Source organism: Enterobacter sp. SENG-6, assembly GCF_001605945.1.
Classification (GTDB): domain Bacteria; phylum Pseudomonadota; class Gammaproteobacteria; order Enterobacterales; family Enterobacteriaceae; genus Enterobacter; species Enterobacter cloacae.
The window spans coordinates 1-17,799 of sequence record NZ_LOMM01000023.1; the positions used below are offsets into that span (position 1 = coordinate 1).

The 17,799-nt window shown below is 58.4% G+C and carries 17 protein-coding genes; 2 read left to right on the forward strand and 15 right to left on the reverse strand.

Annotation, left to right across the window (positions count from 1 at the left end; genetic code table 11):
• Positions 1 to 79 precede the first annotated feature (79 nt).
• The 15 genes from AX755_RS13105 to paaA form a co-directional block, all read right to left on the reverse strand.
• The gene (locus tag AX755_RS13105) at positions 80 to 559 is read right to left on the reverse strand and encodes a hypothetical protein (protein ID WP_062856887.1); all 480 of its coding nucleotides are present in this window, start codon (positions 557 to 559) and stop codon (positions 80 to 82) included.
• Positions 560 to 641: 82 nt separating this feature from the next.
• A complete protein-coding gene (locus AX755_RS13110; protein WP_045901093.1) occupies positions 642 to 1,154 on the reverse strand; it encodes a GNAT family N-acetyltransferase in 513 nt (170 codons plus the stop codon).
• Positions 1,155 to 1,192: 38 nt separating this feature from the next.
• The gene (gene paaY, locus AX755_RS13115) at positions 1,193 to 1,789 is read right to left on the reverse strand and encodes a phenylacetic acid degradation protein PaaY (RefSeq protein ID WP_048972411.1); all 597 of its coding nucleotides are present in this window, start codon (positions 1,787 to 1,789) and stop codon (positions 1,193 to 1,195) included.
• Between the two features lie 9 nt (positions 1,790 to 1,798).
• Positions 1,799 to 2,731, reverse strand: a complete 933-nt coding sequence (gene paaX / locus AX755_RS13120) for a phenylacetic acid degradation operon negative regulatory protein PaaX (RefSeq protein ID WP_046887551.1) — start codon at positions 2,729 to 2,731, stop codon at positions 1,799 to 1,801.
• Positions 2,732 to 2,867: 136 nt separating this feature from the next.
• Positions 2,868 to 4,184 carry a phenylacetate--CoA ligase PaaK gene (gene paaK, locus AX755_RS13125; protein ID WP_020688186.1) on the reverse strand — a complete coding sequence of 439 codons (1,317 nt, stop codon included), beginning with the start codon at positions 4,182 to 4,184 and terminating at the stop codon, positions 2,868 to 2,870.
• A 26-nt stretch (positions 4,185 to 4,210) separates the two neighbouring features.
• Complete coding sequence (gene pcaF, locus AX755_RS13130) at positions 4,211 to 5,416, reverse strand: 3-oxoadipyl-CoA thiolase (RefSeq protein ID WP_062856888.1); 1,206 nt, start codon at positions 5,414 to 5,416, stop codon at positions 4,211 to 4,213.
• Positions 5,416 to 5,838 carry a hydroxyphenylacetyl-CoA thioesterase PaaI gene (paaI, locus tag AX755_RS13135; protein ID WP_013096754.1) on the reverse strand — a complete coding sequence of 141 codons (423 nt, stop codon included), beginning with the start codon at positions 5,836 to 5,838 and terminating at the stop codon, positions 5,416 to 5,418. The genes pcaF and paaI overlap by 1 nt, the downstream gene beginning before the upstream one ends.
• Entirely contained in the window at positions 5,828 to 7,252 is a 1,425-nt protein-coding gene (paaH, locus tag AX755_RS13140; protein WP_045901087.1) for a 3-hydroxyacyl-CoA dehydrogenase PaaH, read from the reverse strand. The genes paaI and paaH overlap by 11 nt, the downstream gene beginning before the upstream one ends.
• Before the next feature lies 1 nt (position 7,253).
• Positions 7,254 to 8,042, reverse strand: a complete 789-nt coding sequence (paaG, locus tag AX755_RS13145) for a 2-(1,2-epoxy-1,2-dihydrophenyl)acetyl-CoA isomerase PaaG (protein ID WP_104668942.1) — start codon at positions 8,040 to 8,042, stop codon at positions 7,254 to 7,256.
• Positions 8,042 to 8,809 (reverse strand): 2,3-dehydroadipyl-CoA hydratase PaaF, encoded by a 768-nt coding sequence (gene paaF, locus AX755_RS13150; RefSeq protein ID WP_013096757.1) that lies wholly within the window; start codon positions 8,807 to 8,809, stop codon positions 8,042 to 8,044. The genes paaG and paaF overlap by 1 nt, the downstream gene beginning before the upstream one ends.
• Complete coding sequence (gene paaE / locus AX755_RS13155) at positions 8,806 to 9,876, reverse strand: 1,2-phenylacetyl-CoA epoxidase subunit PaaE (RefSeq protein WP_045901083.1); 1,071 nt, start codon at positions 9,874 to 9,876, stop codon at positions 8,806 to 8,808. Before paaE ends, paaF begins: the two co-directional genes overlap by 4 nt.
• A 7-nt stretch (positions 9,877 to 9,883) precedes the next feature.
• Entirely contained in the window at positions 9,884 to 10,381 is a 498-nt protein-coding gene (gene paaD / locus AX755_RS13160) for a 1,2-phenylacetyl-CoA epoxidase subunit PaaD (RefSeq protein ID WP_062856889.1), read from the reverse strand.
• Positions 10,382 to 10,392: 11 nt separating this feature from the next.
• The gene (paaC, locus tag AX755_RS13165) at positions 10,393 to 11,139 is read right to left on the reverse strand and encodes a 1,2-phenylacetyl-CoA epoxidase subunit PaaC (RefSeq protein ID WP_023621630.1); all 747 of its coding nucleotides are present in this window, start codon (positions 11,137 to 11,139) and stop codon (positions 10,393 to 10,395) included.
• A gap of 8 nt (positions 11,140 to 11,147) precedes the next feature.
• On the reverse strand, positions 11,148 to 11,435 hold the full coding sequence (gene paaB / locus AX755_RS13170) for a 1,2-phenylacetyl-CoA epoxidase subunit PaaB (protein WP_003857353.1): 288 nt from the start codon (positions 11,433 to 11,435) through the stop codon (positions 11,148 to 11,150).
• Between the two features lie 12 nt (positions 11,436 to 11,447).
• Positions 11,448 to 12,377, reverse strand: coding sequence for a 1,2-phenylacetyl-CoA epoxidase subunit PaaA (paaA, locus tag AX755_RS13175; protein WP_062856890.1), 930 nt, complete (start codon positions 12,375 to 12,377; stop codon positions 11,448 to 11,450).
• A gap of 283 nt (positions 12,378 to 12,660) precedes the next feature.
• On the opposite strand from paaA, the gene paaZ reads away from it, so the two are divergent.
• Both paaZ and tynA read left to right on the forward strand, forming a co-directional pair.
• Positions 12,661 to 14,703 carry a phenylacetic acid degradation bifunctional protein PaaZ gene (gene paaZ, locus AX755_RS13180; protein WP_062856891.1) on the forward strand — a complete coding sequence of 681 codons (2,043 nt, stop codon included), beginning with the start codon at positions 12,661 to 12,663 and terminating at the stop codon, positions 14,701 to 14,703.
• Positions 14,704 to 15,371: 668 nt separating this feature from the next.
• A complete protein-coding gene (tynA, locus tag AX755_RS13190; RefSeq protein ID WP_062856892.1) occupies positions 15,372 to 17,648 on the forward strand; it encodes a primary-amine oxidase in 2,277 nt (758 codons plus the stop codon).
• Positions 17,649 to 17,799: the final 151 nt, after the last annotated feature.

Genomic DNA, 17,799 nt, shown 5'->3' on the forward strand with positions numbered 1-17,799 from the left:
CGGGCTGGAGAAAGGGTCATTCTGAGAATGAAGATTCCGACGTTACTAACTGAGTGTTGTATCTAATCGTGGGGGCAGGTCACTCCCTCCAGGGCACAGGCTCACCAATAAAGGTGTGCGTACAGCAGCGGCAAGTCACTTTTACGTCCCTGGCACTAATCGATGGGTTAACCTGTTGTAAAACGCCATTCTCGTCAACAAACAGGCCCGGATAAAAGCTGCTATCGCCAATACAGACTAAATCCCTTTGCTGATGCTCATGCAACGCGACTAACCAGAACACAGGCTCGGTAGTATCAAGACGTCCACAAACTTCGCTGAAAACGTCATCCCACGGCTTGCCAATCTGTTTGAACAAAAAGTAAAACAATGGCGTGTAGTCACGTCCTCGCTTTTGTCCACTGTGCATGGTTTCACGTGTTACCAGCAGCTCATCCCCGGATTTTTTACGATTACGTTCCCAGCGATACTCAGCGCCAGGGTTGTTAGAATAGTGTCGTGTCGTCGTGTTGACGCTACGATACAATTTACGTGACTTGTGCTGTTGATGAGCCCGCATAGCCAGATCTCCCCCATCCCTCTTTCTGAACCTATAATCCCTGTCTGACGAAGACGAAAAGCCCCCTATAAGCAAAGGAAAGCTATAACTCCATTCCCATGATCTTCAATACACTCCGCTGCGACGCTGTTTCGAAAACCGTATCCTTGATAAACCGCATCCCCTGCTTTTCATAAAATCGCCGGGCACGTTCATTCTGTTCAAGCACCTCGAGCCACAGAAATTTTTTGCCATGACTTCGGGTAAGTTCGATGACGCTGCTAAACATGCTCTGACCGTAGTGATTACTCGTCTTAGTCGGATCAAGATAGAGTTTATTAAGAAGAACACCGCTGATGTCGGTATCAGAGATTGTGGCTTCCCATGTCAGTTTCATAAAACCAATCGGTTGATCAAGGTCCGCCACATACCAGCTTGTGCCGCTGTCTCTCAGACTCTGTTCTATCGCCGCAACAGAATATTCTGACTTCAGAAAATCGTTTAGCTCTGATTCCGACTTCCACAGATGCTTAAAGTGCGCGGGATAGATGCAATAGCCCAGTTCACTGAGTAATACTGAATCTGCTGATGTTGCTTGTCGTAAAAGTAACGTCACAGGATGCTCCCTTGCCCGGTAATATACATTCCCCCCGCTCACACCGCCGATTTCGGCCGTAAATTCTCATCAAACGTCAGTCGTTTGCGTCCCGGCTCTTCTTCGCGCAGCGGCTCCACCTGATGCATCGTCAGCTTACAGCGCTCCACCAGCACCTGATACTCGCGCGTGCCCTGCTGCTTCCAGGCCAGTTCCTGTTCGCTCAGCTCACGAATCGCTTTCGCCGGACTGCCGATAATCAAATGGTTAGCGGGCATCTCGGCTTTCGCCTTCACAAACGCCGCCGCGCCGACGATGCTGTTCTCACCGATAATCGCGCCATCCATCACCACCGCGTTCATCCCTACCAGGGCGTTGCGGCGGATAATACAGCCGTGCAGAATGGCGCTGTGGCCGATATGGCCGTCCTCTTCCACCACCGTATCTTGCTCCGGGAAGCCGTGCATCACGCAGTTATCCTGAATGTTCGCGCCATCTTTCACCACAATACGGCCAAAATCACCGCGCAGGCTGGCATTGGGGCCGACATACACACCTTTGCCCAGGATCACATCGCCAATGAGCACCGCTGTCGGGTGGACATAGCTCTCGTCTGGCACCACCGGCGTCAGACCGTCAATTTGATAAACAGGCATCCTCACTCCTTATGCGGTCGCAAGACCACCAAAGCGTTGATAATAAAGCGTGCCGGGCACGGGCAGTTCACCCACCGAGGTTTCGCCTTTCTCGCTGACAAACGCCAGCGCTCCCGGTGCCACACGCTGATAAATGTTGATGCAAAGCTGTCGTGCGCTTTGACCCGCCCAGTGCGCAGGCAGTAGCTCCTCTGGTAGCAGCGGGTCTTTCAGCACCACACGACGATAAAAGTGGATCAGTAACAGCTGGATCTGGAAGCAACGCTCCGGCGTAAGCTCTTCCGGCGTCGCCTCTTTCAGCAGCGGCAGCAGCGGACGGAACGACTGAATAAACGTCTCGTACATCGCGTTCTGTTCGGTCAGCTGCCAGCACTCCTCAACGCGGGAACGCAGCGCCGCGCGGGAAAGTGCCAGTGGTGAATGGGCTTCGAAGAAGATGACATTTTCCGCCACGCCCGCGTCATGAAGCAGCGACTGCACATCCGCCAGATGCTGCGAGGGCGAAGCCATCAGGCTGGGCGCCAGCGTGCCAAACCCTTGCCAGATAAGCTGTTTTTTCACATCGGCAAGCGTGGTTTTATCGAGACCTTCGGAGAGCAGCAGCAGCCATTTACCATCCCAGGCGGGCAACTCCGCGCGGTAGATCTTATTCTCCGCCCGGCGGGTTAAACGCAGCCCTTTGTCGCTCAGGCGGTAATAACTGCGACGCCCGATACGGGAGACATCCAGCCAGCCCTCTTTATTGAGCCGAAACAGCGCGGTTCGCACGAAGCGCTCGCCAAAGCCCATCCCTTCGAGCAACGCGGCCAGGCTGCCAAGCCAAATCTCGCCGCCGCGATGGGAAAGCGCGTCACCGTATAACGAGGAGATTAGCGATGTCCCGCTGATGGGAACCGAACTGACCGCATGCTGAATAAAGGCGTCGAGTTTCATGTGATTCATTCTGTTGGTGTTTTTATCCTGGATGAATCATAGCATACGAATCCTGGATAGACCCTCACCCTAACCCTCTCCCACAGGGAGAGGGAACTCAATACACCCTCTCCCTGTGGGAGAGGGAACGTAGAATGAGGATAATTCAACCGTTGGCCGCCACTTTACGCAGGTCAAACACCCGGCAGGCTTTCCCCTCCGAGCGCGGGATGCTGCCGCAGTTAACGATCATGACGTCCGTGGAAATCCCGACCATCGATTTAATGCGATGACGCAGCTGATGGCAGACCTGACAGCGCTGTTCGTGGGTCAGCGAAAGACTGCTCTCTTTCAGCTCCACTTTTACAGAAAGTGAATCAAGATGCCCCCGACGATTCACCTCCAGCTGGTAATGCGGAGAGAGATGCTCAAACTTCACAATCTCCTCTTCCAGCTGCGACGGGAAGACGTTCACACCGCGGATAATGAGCATGTCATCGCTGCGACCGCTGATCCTGTCCATGCGGCGCATTGTGCGGGCGGTACCCGGCAGCAGACGGGTCAGGTCGCGGGTGCGATAGCGGATCACCGGCAGCGCCTCTTTGGTCAGCGTGGTGAACAGCAGTTCGCCCTGCTCGCCGTCATTAAGCGGGGTGCCGTCGTTCGGGTTGACGATCTCCGGGTAGAAGTGATCTTCCCAGATGGTCGGGCCGTCGGCGGTTTCGATACACTCCATCGCCACGCCCGGCCCCATCACTTCCGAAAGGCCGTAGATATCCAGCGCCGTAATGCCTAACCGTTTTTCGATCTCATGACGCATCGCCTGGGTCCACGGCTCGGCACCGAACACGCCCACGCGCAGGGAGCAGGCGCTGGCATCGCCGCCCATCTGGCGCTCCAGCTCTTCAATCAGGTTGAGGCAGTAGGAAGGCGTCACCATGATCATATCCGGCTTAAAATCGCGGATCAGCTGCGCCTGCTTCTCGGTCTGGCCGCCGGACATCGGGATCACCGTGGCCCCTAAACGCTCGGCACCGTAGTGAGCGCCCAGCCCGCCGGTAAACAGACCATAACCATAGGCCACATGGATTTTGTCCTTCGCGCTGCCCCCGGCGGCACGCAGGGAGCGGGCCACCAGATTGGCCCAGTTGTCAATGTCGCCCTGGGTATAGCCCACGACGGTCGGTTTCCCGGTTGTGCCGGAGGAAGCGTGAATACGCACCACCTGCTCCATCGGTACGGCGAAGGTATCGAACGGATAGTTATCGCGCAGATCCTGCTTGGTGGTACACGGGAACTTGCGAATATCGGCCAGTTCGCGGAAATCGTCAGGGTGAACGCCCGCGGCATCAAACTTACGTTTGTACATCGGCACGTTGTTATAGGCGTGGTTCAGCGTCCATTTCAGACGTTGGGTCTGCAACGCCTGTAATTCGTCAATGGACGCGGTTTCGATCGGATCAAGCTTTGTTGTATTTATCATCGCAGGGTACTCACATTATTGTTCGCTCAAACACGCTCAAGGATCATGGCAATGCCCTGACCCACACCGATGCACATCGTACACAGCGCGTAGCGCCCGTGGCGTCGATGCAATTCATTGCTCGCGGCCAGCACCAGCCTGGCACCGCTCATTCCCAGCGGATGGCCTAACGCAATGGCCCCTCCGTTCGGATTGACGTGTGCGGCATCGTCCGGCAAACCCAGCTGACGCAGCACGCCCAGCGCCTGGGAGGCGAAGGCTTCGTTCAGCTCAATCACATCCATCTCGTTAATACTGAGCCCCGCTCGCTCCAGCACTTTACGGGTGGCGGGCACCGGCCCTAGCCCCATCAGACGTGGCTCCACGCCTGCGGTGGCCATGGCCACAATCCGCGTGCGCGGCTCAAGCCCCTGTCCGAGCGCCATCTGCTCGCTGGCGATAATCAGTGCAGCGGCGCCATCGTTCATCCCAGAGGCGTTACCTGCGGTAACGACGCCATTTTTGCGAAACGGCGCTTTCAGGGCGGCAAGTTGCGCCAGCGTGGTGTCGGCGCGCGGGTGCTCATCAACAGAGACCTCCGTGACGGTCCCTTTTTTCCCCGGCACCAGCACCGGCACGATCTCCTGCGCCAGAATGCCGTTTTGCTGCGCCCGGGCGGTACGCTGCTGGCTGCGCAGCGCGAACGCATCCTGATCGGCACGGCTGATATTTAACAATTCAGCTACATTCTCTGCCGTTTCCGGCATGCTGTCAGTTCCGAACGTCTGATGCATGAGCGGATTCACAAATCGCCAGCCAAGGGTGGTATCGAAGATCTCCGCCTGGCGCTGAAACGCCGTGGTGGCTTTCGCCATCACAAACGGCGCGCGGGACATTGACTCCACGCCACCGGCAATCAGCAGATCGCCATCACCGGATTTTATGGCGCGTGCAGCAAAGCCAACCGCATCCAGCCCCGAGCCGCACAGGCGGTTGATCGTCGTGCCGGAGACGGTCTGCGGCAGCCCGGCCAGCAGCGACGCCATACGCGCCACGTTGCGGTTGTCTTCCCCCGCCTGGTTGGCGCAGCCGAAGATCACATCATCAATCCGCTCCGGGTCGAGCTGCGGATAGCGCTCCAGCAAGGCACGCAGCGGTATAGCGCCCAGATCGTCCGCGCGTACGGCGGATAACGCCCCGCCGTACCGCCCCACCGGGGTTCGCACCCCATCACAAATAAATGCGTCACGCATCAGGCTTCTCCTGTCACATTGCCGCCGATGCGGTGGGATTTTCCGCGAAAGAGAGCGACGGTTTTCTGTTGTTGGTTCTGAATTTCGATGTCATATACGCCGGTCAGTTTGCCCTGATGCTTAACCCGCGCGGTGGCGGTCAGCTTGTCTCCGACAAAACCCGGTCGAAGGAAATCGATTGTGCAGCCAGAGGCCACCGCCGCCAGCCCCTGGCTGTTGCAGGCGTAGGCAAACGCGGTGTCGGCCAGCGAGAAGAGCTGTCCGCCGTGGCAGGTTTTATGGCCGTTAAGCATCTGCGGAGTGATGGTCATGGTCACCACTGCGTAACCTTCGTCCATGTCGATAATGTCCATCCCCATTGCCTGCGCGCAGGCATCCTGTTCGTACATGGTGCGGGCGTTATGCCAGGCGTTATGACTCATAGCTACTCTCCAGAAGCGCACGCTGGCGCAGCAGTGAACAGGGGCGATAACGTTCTTCGCCGTAATGACGCTGCAGGTTTTCCAGCAGCGTTAACAGACGTTGCCAGCCCAGCCGCGCGCCCCAGGCAATCGGCCCGGACGGGTAGTTCACGCCCAGACGCATGGCGGTATCGATATCTTTTTCGCTCGCGACCCCTTTCTGCAGCGCATCCAGCGCTTCGTTGGCAATCATCGCCACCGTGCGCCAGACCAGCAGGCCAGGGTAATCGGCAATCTGCACCACCCGCTTTCCCTGCTGTTGCAGGTAGCGGATGACTTTTTGCGTCGCGGTATGCGGGTTGCTGGCCGCCGACGCAATCACCGCCACGTCGCGCTCAATGCGATCAACCACCACCACCGGGCAGTTGAGGCGCAGCGCCAGCGCCTGAGCGGTTTCGCCCTGCGTTTCAATCAGCAACACATCATCGATTTCCGTGACACCGTCACGTTTTCGTTCAACCCGCATTGGGCTAAAGCTGTCGTTGACCGCGTCGAGCCATGGCACCTGTGGCGATTCGCCTCGCCAGTCGTAAACGCCCTTCCCACTTTTTTTGCCCAGTCGCCCCGCCAGCACCAGCTCCTGCTGCACCAGTGAAGGGAGAAAACGCCGCTCCTGCCAGAATGCGTTAAACACCGAACAGGTCACGGCGAAGTTAACGTCCTGCCCAATCAGATCGGTCAGTTCCAGCGGCCCCATCGGGAAACCGCCGCCTTCGCGCAGGGCAGCATCAATGACTTCAGGAGCTGCAACCTGTTCCTCCAGCGCGCGCCAGGCTTCGGAATAGAAGGGACGCGCCACGCGATTTACGATGAAGCCCGGCGTCGACTGGCAGCGCACCGGCTGTTTCCCCCAGTTCAGCGCCAGCTCGCACAGCGCGTCGGCCACTTCCGGCGAGGTCGCCAGCCCGCTAACCACCTCCACCAGCTTCATCACCGGTGCCGGGTTAAAGAAATGCAGGCCTGCCACTCGCTCTGGATGACGGATATCCGCCGCAATCGCCGTGATCGAGATAGAAGATGTGTTGCTGGTAAGCAGGGTCTGCGGCGGGCAGATCTCCGCCAGTTCGGCAAACAGCGCTTTTTTCACCTCAAGGCGCTCGGAGGCGGCTTCTATCACCAGGTCCGCCGCGGTTAGCGCACTGATATCCGTGACCGGGGTCAGCCGGGCGAGGATCTGCCCACACGCCTCCTCAGTGAGTTTGCCCCGCGTCACCCGGGAGGCCAGGCGCTGGCGAATGCCGTCAATGGCGCGGGAAATGGCGTCTGAGGCGATGTCGTACATCATCACCTGATGCCCATGGCTTGCCGCGACTTCGGCTATTCCGGCGCCCATTGTCCCGCTTCCAATGACGGCGACAGTACGAATGTTCAGCATCTTACTTCCCCGTAAAATTCGGTGCGCGCTTCGCCAGAAAGGCGCTCACGCCTTCGCGGTAATCGTCGCTGCGTCCGGCCAGCCGTTGATAATCGCGCTCCAGGTCAAGCTGTGCGTCCAGGGTGTTGGTTTCCGCGGCATTGATCGCCTGCTTGATCAGCCCCAGCCCAAAGGTGGGCTGCGAGGCAAAGTGCAGCGCCAGCTGCTGCGCCGTGCTGGAGAGCTGGTCGTCATCCACCACCTGCCAGATCATTCCCCAGGCGTGCGCCTGTTCGGCGCTCAGTTTGTCGCCAAGCAGCGCCAGCCCCATGGCGCGGGCGCGTCCGGCCACGCGCGGCAGGAACCAGGTTCCGCCGCAGTCCGGGACTAACCCCAGCTTGCTGAAGGCCATTACAAAGGTGGCGGAGCGCGCGGCAATCACCATGTCGCACCCCAGCGCCAGCGTGGCCCCTGCTCCTGCCGCCACGCCGTTGACCGCGCAAATCACCGGTTTTGGCAGCGCAGCCAGACGACGTACCAGCGGGTTATAAAAGGTCTCGACGGACATCCCCAGATCCGGCGCCGGACCGTTCGGGTCGACATTACGGTCGTTCAGATCCTGACCGGCACAGAAGCCGCGCCCTGCGCCGGTGATCAGCAGACAGCGGATCGTCTCATCGCGCTCGGCCTGCTTCAGGCATTCTGCAAGCTGCTGGTGCATCACATCGTTAAAGCTGTTCAGACGCTCCGGACGGTTCAGCGTCAGGGTCATTACGCCTTGCTCTACATGACTGAGAATAGATTCCACAATTAGCGTCCTTTAAAGTCGGGAGTACGTTTCTGTAAGAAGGCGTCGATGCCTTCTCGCCTGTCTTCCGTGGCCGAGAGCAGCGTGAACAGTTGACGCTCCTGGGCCAGACCCGCCTGCAGCGGCACCTCCTGCGACTGGCGCAGCGCCTGTTTAGCCGCCTGTAGCGCCAGCGGCGAGTGGCGCGCCATCAGCGCTGCCTGTTTCAGGGCGTATTCCAGCGTCAGCGAGGCCGGGAAAACGTCGCTGACCAGACCGGCACGCTGGGCCTGCTGCGCCGTAATGCTTTCCCCGGTCAGTACCATTTTGCTGGCGAGCGATTTACCCACGCAGCGGATCAGGCGCTGCGTGCCGCCCGCACCGGGCATGATCCCAAGCGTAATTTCCGGCAGTCCGAAGCGGGCGTTGTCACCGGCAATCACTACGTCGCACAGCAGGGCCAGCTCGCAGCCAGCCCCGAGTGCAAAACCGTTCACGGCGGCAATCAGCGGTTTATTGAAGGCGTCAATCCGCTTCCACAGCTGAGGACGACTATCGTTCAGGGTGGCAGGCAGATCTTTTTCTGCCATTTCGTTGAGATCGGCTCCTGCCGCAAAGCAGCGCTCGCTGCCGTAAATCACACAGGCAGAGAGGGTGTTATCGCTGGCCGCCGCCTCCAGCTGTTCTGCAAGCTGTGTCAGCAGCGCATTGTTAAGGGCGTTGCGTGCCGCCGGCCGGTTGAGCGTGAGTTGCAGCACGCGGTCATAACGGGTGACCAGAAGTTCGCTCATGCCATCCCCTTAGCGTCAAAGTCGACGACCACGTCGGCGGTTAGCGGCAACGCCTGACAGCTCAGCACATACCCGGCGGCCAGTTCGTCCGGCTCCAGGCTGTAGTTGGTCGCCATGTCCACCTTGCCGCGCAGCACTTTGCATTTACAGGTGGCGCAGACGCCTCCCTTGCAGGCATACGGCAGATCCGCCCCCTGGCGCAGGGCGGCATCAAGAATGCTCTCGTCGTCCGCCGTCAGGACGATCTCGCGGTCACGTCCGTCCTGGCGCACGATCACCTTCTGGCCTTCCGCCTGCACGCTCACCACGCGCTTAACGGCCGTGCCCGGCGTATTGAACCGCTCAAGGTGAATGGATTTTTCGGCCATTCCCAGCGCTTTTAAGGTCGCTTCAGCGTCGTCCATCATCGCGGCCGGGCCGCAGATAAAGGCCTCGTCGTACTGGCGGAAGTTGATCAGCGTTTTCGCCAGCGCCTGCAGCTTTTCACCGTCGATACGGCCGTAAAGCAGGTCGCTGTCCAGCCGCTCCTGGCTGAAGATGGCAACCAACTGCAACCGCTGCGGGTATTTATCCTTCAGGTCCGCCAGCGCCTGACGGAACATCATGCTCTGGCTGCTGCGGTTGCCGTAGATCAGGGTGAAGTGGCTGTTCGGTTCGGCGGCCAGCGTGGCGGATAAAATCGCCAGCATCGGGGTGATGCCGGAGCCCGCGGCAATCGCCAGATAGTGACCTTCCCGTTCAGGCTGCGGCTGATAGCCAAAATGCCCCTGGGGAACCATCACCTCCAGCGTCATGCCCGGTTTGATCTCATCCCGGGCGTAACGAGAGAAACGTCCACCTTCAATGGCTTTAACCGCGACGCTGATCTCCCCCGGCGCGCTACTCCGGCAGATGGAGTAACAGCGGCGCAATTCGTCTGCACCCAGTCTGGTTTTCAGGGTCAGGTGTTGGCCGGGACGAAAGCGGTAAGCCTCCTGCAACGCCTGCGGAACCGCGAAGGTGATGGTCACCGCATCGCGGGTTTCGGGTTCTACTTTTGCCACTGTTAATGAATGAAACGTTGTCATGACAACCTCAAATACATTTGAAATAGTCGAAGGGTTCGCGGCAGGTATTACAGCGATACAGCGCCTTACAGGCCGTAGAACCAAACTCACTGATAAGCGAGGTGTCGGTGCTGGCGCAGCGCGGGCAGCTCACCTCAGCGGGAACGTGGACATGACAGCTGTGCCCCACGGGTGGGCTGATGCCATACGCGCGCAGACGTTCACGCGCATCGGCGGTCATCCAGTCGGTCGTCCAGGCGGGTTCCAGCTGCAGCACAATGTGCACCGGCGTATAACCGTGCGCCGTCAGGGAGTCGCGGATGGCGCCAAGCAGGTGTTCCGTCGCCGGGCAGCCTGAATAGGTTGGCGTAAAGCCAATCACCCAGCCTTCGCCCTGCGCGGTGACGCTACGCACCATGCCTAAATCAGTGATGGTGAGCACCGGCACTTCCGGGTCCGGGATCTGGCTTAACAGGGACCAGATGTGCGGAACCTGTGGGGGTGCGATGTCGACAAGACGTTGCATGGCGTTCTCCTTTACCACTGCTGACCGGGATACGCGCGCTGGAGATACTGCATCTCTGCCAGCATCGGGCCCAGATGCTCGGTATGCAGCCCGCGTTTTCCGCCGGTGCGATAGGCCGTCTCATCGGGCACGCGCAGGGTGGCTTCCCGCAGTCCGGCAAACACTTCGTGTTCCCACGGCTGGCGCAGGGTGCGCGGATCAACCGCAACGCCAGACTCAATAAGCTCAAGCTCAACGTCATCCGCCTCGAACAACTCGGCCGTAAAGCGCCACAGGTTGTCGATGGCCTGCTGCATTTTTTGCGACGAGATTTCGGTACCGTCTCCCAGGCGCACCAGCCAGCCGCGGCTAAAGCGCAGGTGATAACGCGCCTCTTTAATCGCCTTGGCGGCGATAGCGGCAAGCTGACTGTCGCTGCTGTGGATCAGCCGCTCGTAGAGGGCAACATTCCACGCGTCCATCAGATACTGGCGGGCGATCGTGTCGGCGAAGTTGCCGTTCGGCTGTTCTGCCAACAGTAAATTGTGAAACTGACGCTCATCGCGGCCGAAGGCCAGGGTGTCTTCATCGCCCTGACCTTCCCGCTCAGCCGCGCAGGCGAGGAAGTTGCGCGCCTGCCCCAGCAGATCGAGACCGATGTTGGCGAGCGCAAGGTCGATTTCCAGCTCCGGCGCGTGTCCGCACCAGGCTCCGAGGCGCTGCGAGAGCACCAGACCGTTGTCGCCCAGACGCAGGGCGTATGCAGATACTGTTTTCATCCCTGACCTCACATATGCTCGATGCCATCAGGGATGGTGTAAAACGTCGGGTGGCGATAGACCTTGCTTTCCGCCGGGTCGAAGAACTCGCCGCTCTCTTCCGGCTGAGAGGCAACGATCTCGCTCGCCTTCACCACCCAGATCGAGCAACCTTCGCTGCGGCGGGTATAGGCGTCCCGCGCGTTTTCCAGCGCCATGCGATCGTCAGCGGCATGCAGACTGCCAACATGGCGGTGGGATAACCCTTGTTTGCTGCGTACGAACACTTCGTACAGCGGCCAGTAGACATTGCTCATCGTGATTTCCTCTTATGCGGCCTGACGGGCGCGTTGTTTTTCTGCGTGCGCCAGTGCGGCTTCACGCACCCACGCCCCCTCTTCCCAGGCTTTGCGCTTGGCGGCCAGGCGTTCGTGGTTGCAAATCCCGCGTCCGTTGATCACCTCGTCAAACTCCTGCCAGTCAATCTCACCGAAGCGGTAGTGGCCGGTTTCCTCGTCAAAGCGCAGGTCGGTATCGGGTACCGTCATCCCCAGCATCTCCACCTGCGGGATGGTGTTGTCGACGAAGCGCTGACGCAGTTCGTCATTGCCAAAGCGTTTAATTTTCCAGGCGAGACTGCGGGCGCTGTTCGGCGAGTTGTCGTCGTTTGGTCCGAACATCATCAGGGCGGGCCACCAGAAACGGTTGATGGCATCCTGCAGCATCTGCCGCTGGGCGTCGCTCCCCTGCGCCAGCGCCATGCAGGCTTCAAACCCCTGACGCTGGTGGAAGCTCTCTTCTTTACAGATTTTCACCATCGCGCGGGCGTACGGCCCGTAAGAGGTCCGGCACAGCGCCACCTGATTGACGATGGCGGCACCGTCCACCAGCCAGCCGATTACACCGATATCGGCCCAGCTCAGCGTCGGATAGTTAAAGATGGAGGAGTATTTCATCTTGCCGTCGAGCATTTTTTGGTAGATGTCTTCCCGCGCGCAGCCCAGCGTTTCAGCCGCGCTGTAGAGATACAGCCCGTGCCCGGCTTCGTCCTGCACTTTCGCCAGCAGGATCGCTTTGCGGCGTAGCGTCGGGGCGCGGGTGATCCAGTTCCCTTCCGGCAGCATGCCGACAATTTCAGAGTGGGCGTGCTGACCAATCTGGCGGATCAACGTCTTGCGATAGGCTTCCGGCATCCAGTCCTGAGGCTCAATCGCCGTCTCCTGCGCTATGCGCTGCTCAAAGCGTTGTTCTTGCGTCACGTCATCACCTTTATGATTCGTTAGTTTGCAACTTAAAGCGTAATTGTGAATCACTTTGTTTTTTAAAAGTTACACAAAGGTTAAATATACCCCCAAGAAATGTTTCCTGGTTTTGTGATGTCGTCGCAGGGCTTTTGCGCAAAGGCCGCCAAATCAAGGCTGCAGTCGCTGCACACCTTCCCTTCAGATCACATTGTTAACAATTCATTAAAACTCAACTTGATTTTTATGATTCGTGATCAAACTATTGATAGTGAAATAACGAAACATGTGGAGATAAGAGATGCAGCAGTTAGCCAGTTTCTTGTCCGGTGTCTGGCAGTCTGGCCGGGGCCGCGAACGTACTATTCATCACGCCATCAGCGGTGAAGCGCTCTGGAGCGTGACCAGCGAAGGGCTGGACATGGCGGCGGCACGTCGCTATGCCATTACGCATGGCGGTGAAGCGCTCCACGCCATGACCTTTATCGAACGCGCGGCGATGCTGAAAGCGGTGGCGAAGCACCTGCTCAGCCTGAAAGAGACATTTTATGCTCTCTCAGCCCAGACCGGCGCGACAAAGGCCGACAGCTGGGTAGATATTGAAGGTGGGATTGGCACGCTGTTCACCTATGCCAGTCTGGGGAGCCGTGAATTACCGGACGACACGCTGTGGCCCGAGGATGAACTGATCCCGCTGTCGAAAGAAGGCGGCTTTGCGGCGCGCCATGTGCTGACGTCAAAATCGGGCGTGGCGGTGCATATTAACGCCTTCAACTTCCCCTGTTGGGGAATGCTGGAAAAACTCGCCCCCACGTGGCTTGCCGGGATGCCGGCGATCATCAAACCCGCTACCGCCACCGCGCAGGTGACGCAGGCGATGGTGAAAGCGATCGTGGAGAGCGGTCTGGTGCCGGATGGCGCCATCAGCCTGATCTGCGGCGGTGCGGGCGATCTGCTGGACCATCTCGACAGCCAGGATGTGGTGACGTTTACCGGCTCCGCCAGCACCGGCCAGACCCTGCGTGTTCACCCGAATATTGTGGCAAACGCGATCCCGTTCACCATGGAAGCCGACTCCCTGAACTGCTGCGTGCTGGGAGAAGACGTGACGCCGGAACAGCCCGAGTTCGCCCTGTTCATTCGCGAGATTGTACGTGAGATGACCGCCAAGGCCGGACAAAAATGTACCGCCATCCGCCGCATTATCGTGCCGCAACACCAGATTGACGCGGTAAGTCAGGCGCTGATCGCCCGGCTGGAAAAGGTGGTGGTGGGCGACCCGGCGCAGGAAGGCGTAAAAATGGGTTCCCTGGTCAACAGCGAACAGCGTGCGGATGTGCAGGAGAAAGTGGATCAGCTTGTGGCCGCAGGCTGCCAGGTTCGCCTGGGCGGAAAAGCCGATCTGCAGGCCGCCGGAGCGTTTTACCCGCCAACCCTGCTCTTTTGCCCGCAGCCGGATGAGACCCCGGCGGTGCACGCCACCGAAGCGTTCGGCCCGGTGGCGACTCTCATGCCATATCGCCACGCAGACCATGCGATGCAGCTTGCCCGCGCGGGCGGCGGTAGCCTGGCCGGGACGCTGGTCACGGCGGATCCCGCGCTCGCCCGCCAGTTTATTTCTGGCGCAGCGCGGGCACACGGTCGCATTCAGATCCTCAATGAAGAGTCAGCAAAAGAGTCTACCGGCCACGGTTCTCCGCTTCCGCAGCTCGTGCACGGCGGTCCCGGACGTGCAGGCGGCGGCGAGGAGCTGGGTGGCCTGCGTGCGGTCAAACACTATATGCAGCGCACCGCCATTCAGGGCAGCCCGACCATGCTGGCCGCCATCGGCAAACAGTGGGTACGCGGCGCGACGGTGCATGAAGATCGCGTTCATCCGTTCCGCAAATACTTCGAGGAATTGCAGCCGGGCGACAGCCTGCTGACGCCGCGCCGAACCCTGACGGAAGCCGATATCGTTAACTTTGCCTGCCTGAGCGGGGATCATTTCTATGCTCACATGGACAAAATTGGCGCAGCGGAGTCGATCTTTGGCGAGCGGGTGGTACACGGTTACTTCCTGATTTCCGCTGCCGCCGGGCTGTTTGTTGATGCAGGTGTGGGGCCGGTAATTGCCAACTACGGCATGGAAAACCTGCGCTTTATCGAGCCGGTGAAACCGGGCGATACCATCCAGGTGCGCCTGACCTGCAAACGTAAAACCCTGAAGAAACAGCGTACGGCGGATGAAAAACCCAGCGGCGTGGTCGAATGGGCGGTTGAGATTTTCAATCAGCACCAGCAAGCGGTAGCGCTGTACTCCATTCTGACGCTGGTGGCTCGCCAGCAGGGTGATTTCAGCTAACGTCCCCTCACCCTCTCGACAATGGCTGAGGGCTCCCCGGTAATTTGTAAGCAGAAGCAATAACGCTGCTTTCAGAAAGACTGAGGGCTCTCAGCGATACCCTGGTCAGGCTGTAAATCGCTGAGGCGTTTCCTGCAGGCCGGGGCGAGGCGCAGGGATGCGCCGAGAGGGCGGCTTTACAGGGACGTTACATCCGCCCGTCCCCGATAAGCCGGAAGGAATAAGCCGAGGGCACCGCGAAGCGGCGATTTACCGCCGGGAGCCCGGGTCGCCAGGGTGGTGGCGACTGAGCCACCCTGGCACGTTCACAAGTCATGCCGTTACAGAGTAGCAAGGAACATAAAGTGAACGGAATGACCTCCACAGCCGTATGTTCCCCCTCACCCCAACCCTCTCCCTCAAGGGAGAGGGGGTCCTCCGTGCAGGCATTATTTTATGGGGATCCCCCAACCCGATGGGAGAGGGAATTGTTCACTGCGCGTATCAATTTGTGGAGCCTCATCAGTGCGCCTGGATAGATGAAAAGGCTCGGCATGTGATTTATTCCCGGTCTTTTTTTAACCTGGCAAGACTGACAAATAACCTGGCAGATGCAGGCAAACGCTTTTTCCACGCGCCTGTCAGGATAAGACTCACAACACAATAAACACAACAAGATGAGGTCTACGATGAGAAGCAATTCTTCATTTTCTGCCCGTAGAACGGCACTTGCTCTGGCCGTTGCGCTCTGCTGTGCCTGGCAATCTCCCGTTTTCGCTCACGGCAGTGAGGCGCATATGGTCCCAATGGACAAAACGCTGGCAGATTTTGGCGCAGAGGTACAATGGGATGATTACGCACAGATGTTCACCATTGCGAAAGACGGTGCGTTCGTAAAGGTTAAGCCAGGCGCTAACACCGCCATCGTTAATGGCAAACCCCTTGCGCTGTCGGTGCCGGTGGTGATGAAAGACAACAAAGCCTTTATCTCGGACACCTTTATCAACGACGTCTTCCAGTCCGGCCTCGACCAGACGTTCCAGGTTGAGAAACGCCCCCATCCGCTAAATGCATTAACGGCGGATGAGATTAAGCAAGCCGTGGCGATCGTCAAAGCCTCAAAGGATTTTAAACCGAACACCCGCTTCACCCAGATTGCCCTGGCCGAGCCCGCGAAAGCCAAAGTGTGGGACTTTGTGCTGAACGGCACAGCGGTAGATGCCCCGCGTCAGGCGAATATCACCATGCTGGACGGCAAACACGTCATCGAAAGTCGTGTAGACCTGAAGGATAAGAAAATCCTGCGCTGGGAGGCCGTGAAGGATGCGCACGGCATGGTGCTGCTGGATGATTTCGCCACCGTGCAGCAAATCATCAACGAGAGCCCGGAATTTGCTGAGGTGCTGAAAAAACGCGGCATCAGCGATACGAAGAACGTGATCACGACCCCGCTGACCGTCGGCTATTTTGACGGCAAAGACGGCCTGAAGCAGGAAGACCGTCTGCTGAAGGTGGTGAGCTATCTGGATGTGGGCGACGGTAACTACTGGGCACACCCGATTGAGAATCTGGTGGCGGTGGTTGATCTCGAACAGAAGAAGATCCAGAAAATTGAAGAAGGCGCGGTTGTTCCGGTGCCCATGACTCCGCGTCCGTATGATGGCCGTGACCGCATCGAAACGCCGAAAAAACCGCTTGAGATCATCGAACCGGAAGGCAAGAACTACACCATTACCGGCGACATGGTGCACTGGCAGAACTGGGATTTCCACCTGAGTCTGGACTCCCGCGTGGGGCCGATGATCTCGACCGTCACGTACAACGACAACGGTAAAAAACGCCAGGTCATGTATCAGGGCTCCCTGGGCGGGATGATCGTCCCTTACGGCGATCCGGATGTGGGCTGGTACTTTAAAGCCTATCTCGATTCGGGCGACTACGGCATGGGCACCCTGACCTCCCCGCTGGTGCGCGGCAAAGATGTGCCGTCCAACGCCGTGATGCTTAATGAAACCATCCCGGATTACACCGGTACGCCGATGGAGATCCCACGTGCCATCGCCATTTTCGAGCGCTACGCCGGGCCTGAATATAAGCATCAGGAGATGGGCAAGCCAAACGTCAGCACCGAACGCCGTGAACTGGTGGTGCGCTGGGTAAGCACCGTTGGCAACTACGATTACATCTTCGACTGGGTATTCCACGAAAACGGCACCATCGGCATTGATGCCGGAGCCACCGGGATTGAAGCCGTGAAAGGCGTGCAGGCTAAAACGATGCATGACGCCACTGCCAAAGACGACACCCGATACGGCACCTTAATCGATCACAACATCGTCGGTACCACCCACCAGCACATCTATAACTTCCGTCTCGATATGGATGTGGATGGCATCGACAATAAACTGGTGGCGATGGATCCGCAGGTGAAACCGAACACGGCTGGCGGCCCGCGTACCAGTACCATGCAGGTCAATCAGTACGATATCGATACCGAACAGCAGGCGGCGCAGAAATTCGATCCGGGTACCATTCGCCTGCTGAGCAACACCCGCAAAGAGAACCGTATGGGGAACCCGGTCTCGTACCAGATCATCCCTTACGCGGGCGGCACGCACCCGGTAGCCACGGGCGCGAAGTTTGCACCGGACGAGTGGATCTACCATCGCCTGAGCTTTATGGATAAACAGCTGTGGGTGACGCGTTACCATCCTGACGAAATGTACCCGGAAGGTAAATTCCCGAACCGCTCCACGCACGATACGGGGCTGGGTCAGTACAGCAAAGACAATGAGTCACTCACTAATCAGGACGATGTGGTCTGGATGACCACCGGAACCACGCACGTTGCCCGCGCGGAAGAGTGGCCCATCATGCCAACGGAATGGGTGCATACGTTGCTTAAGCCGTGGAACTTCTTTGACGAAACGCCAACGCTTGGCAGAAAAAAAGACGAACAGAAATAATCACCGACCGGGCGTAATGCCCGGTTTTTTATTCATTTATTTGCCGAATCTCTCAGCCTGATTATAGTTATTTTACCACTTATTCTAATGACATCTTTTCAAACATTTTCAGCCAGGACACGACGTTTAATCACCGTAACGTAGTACTTTC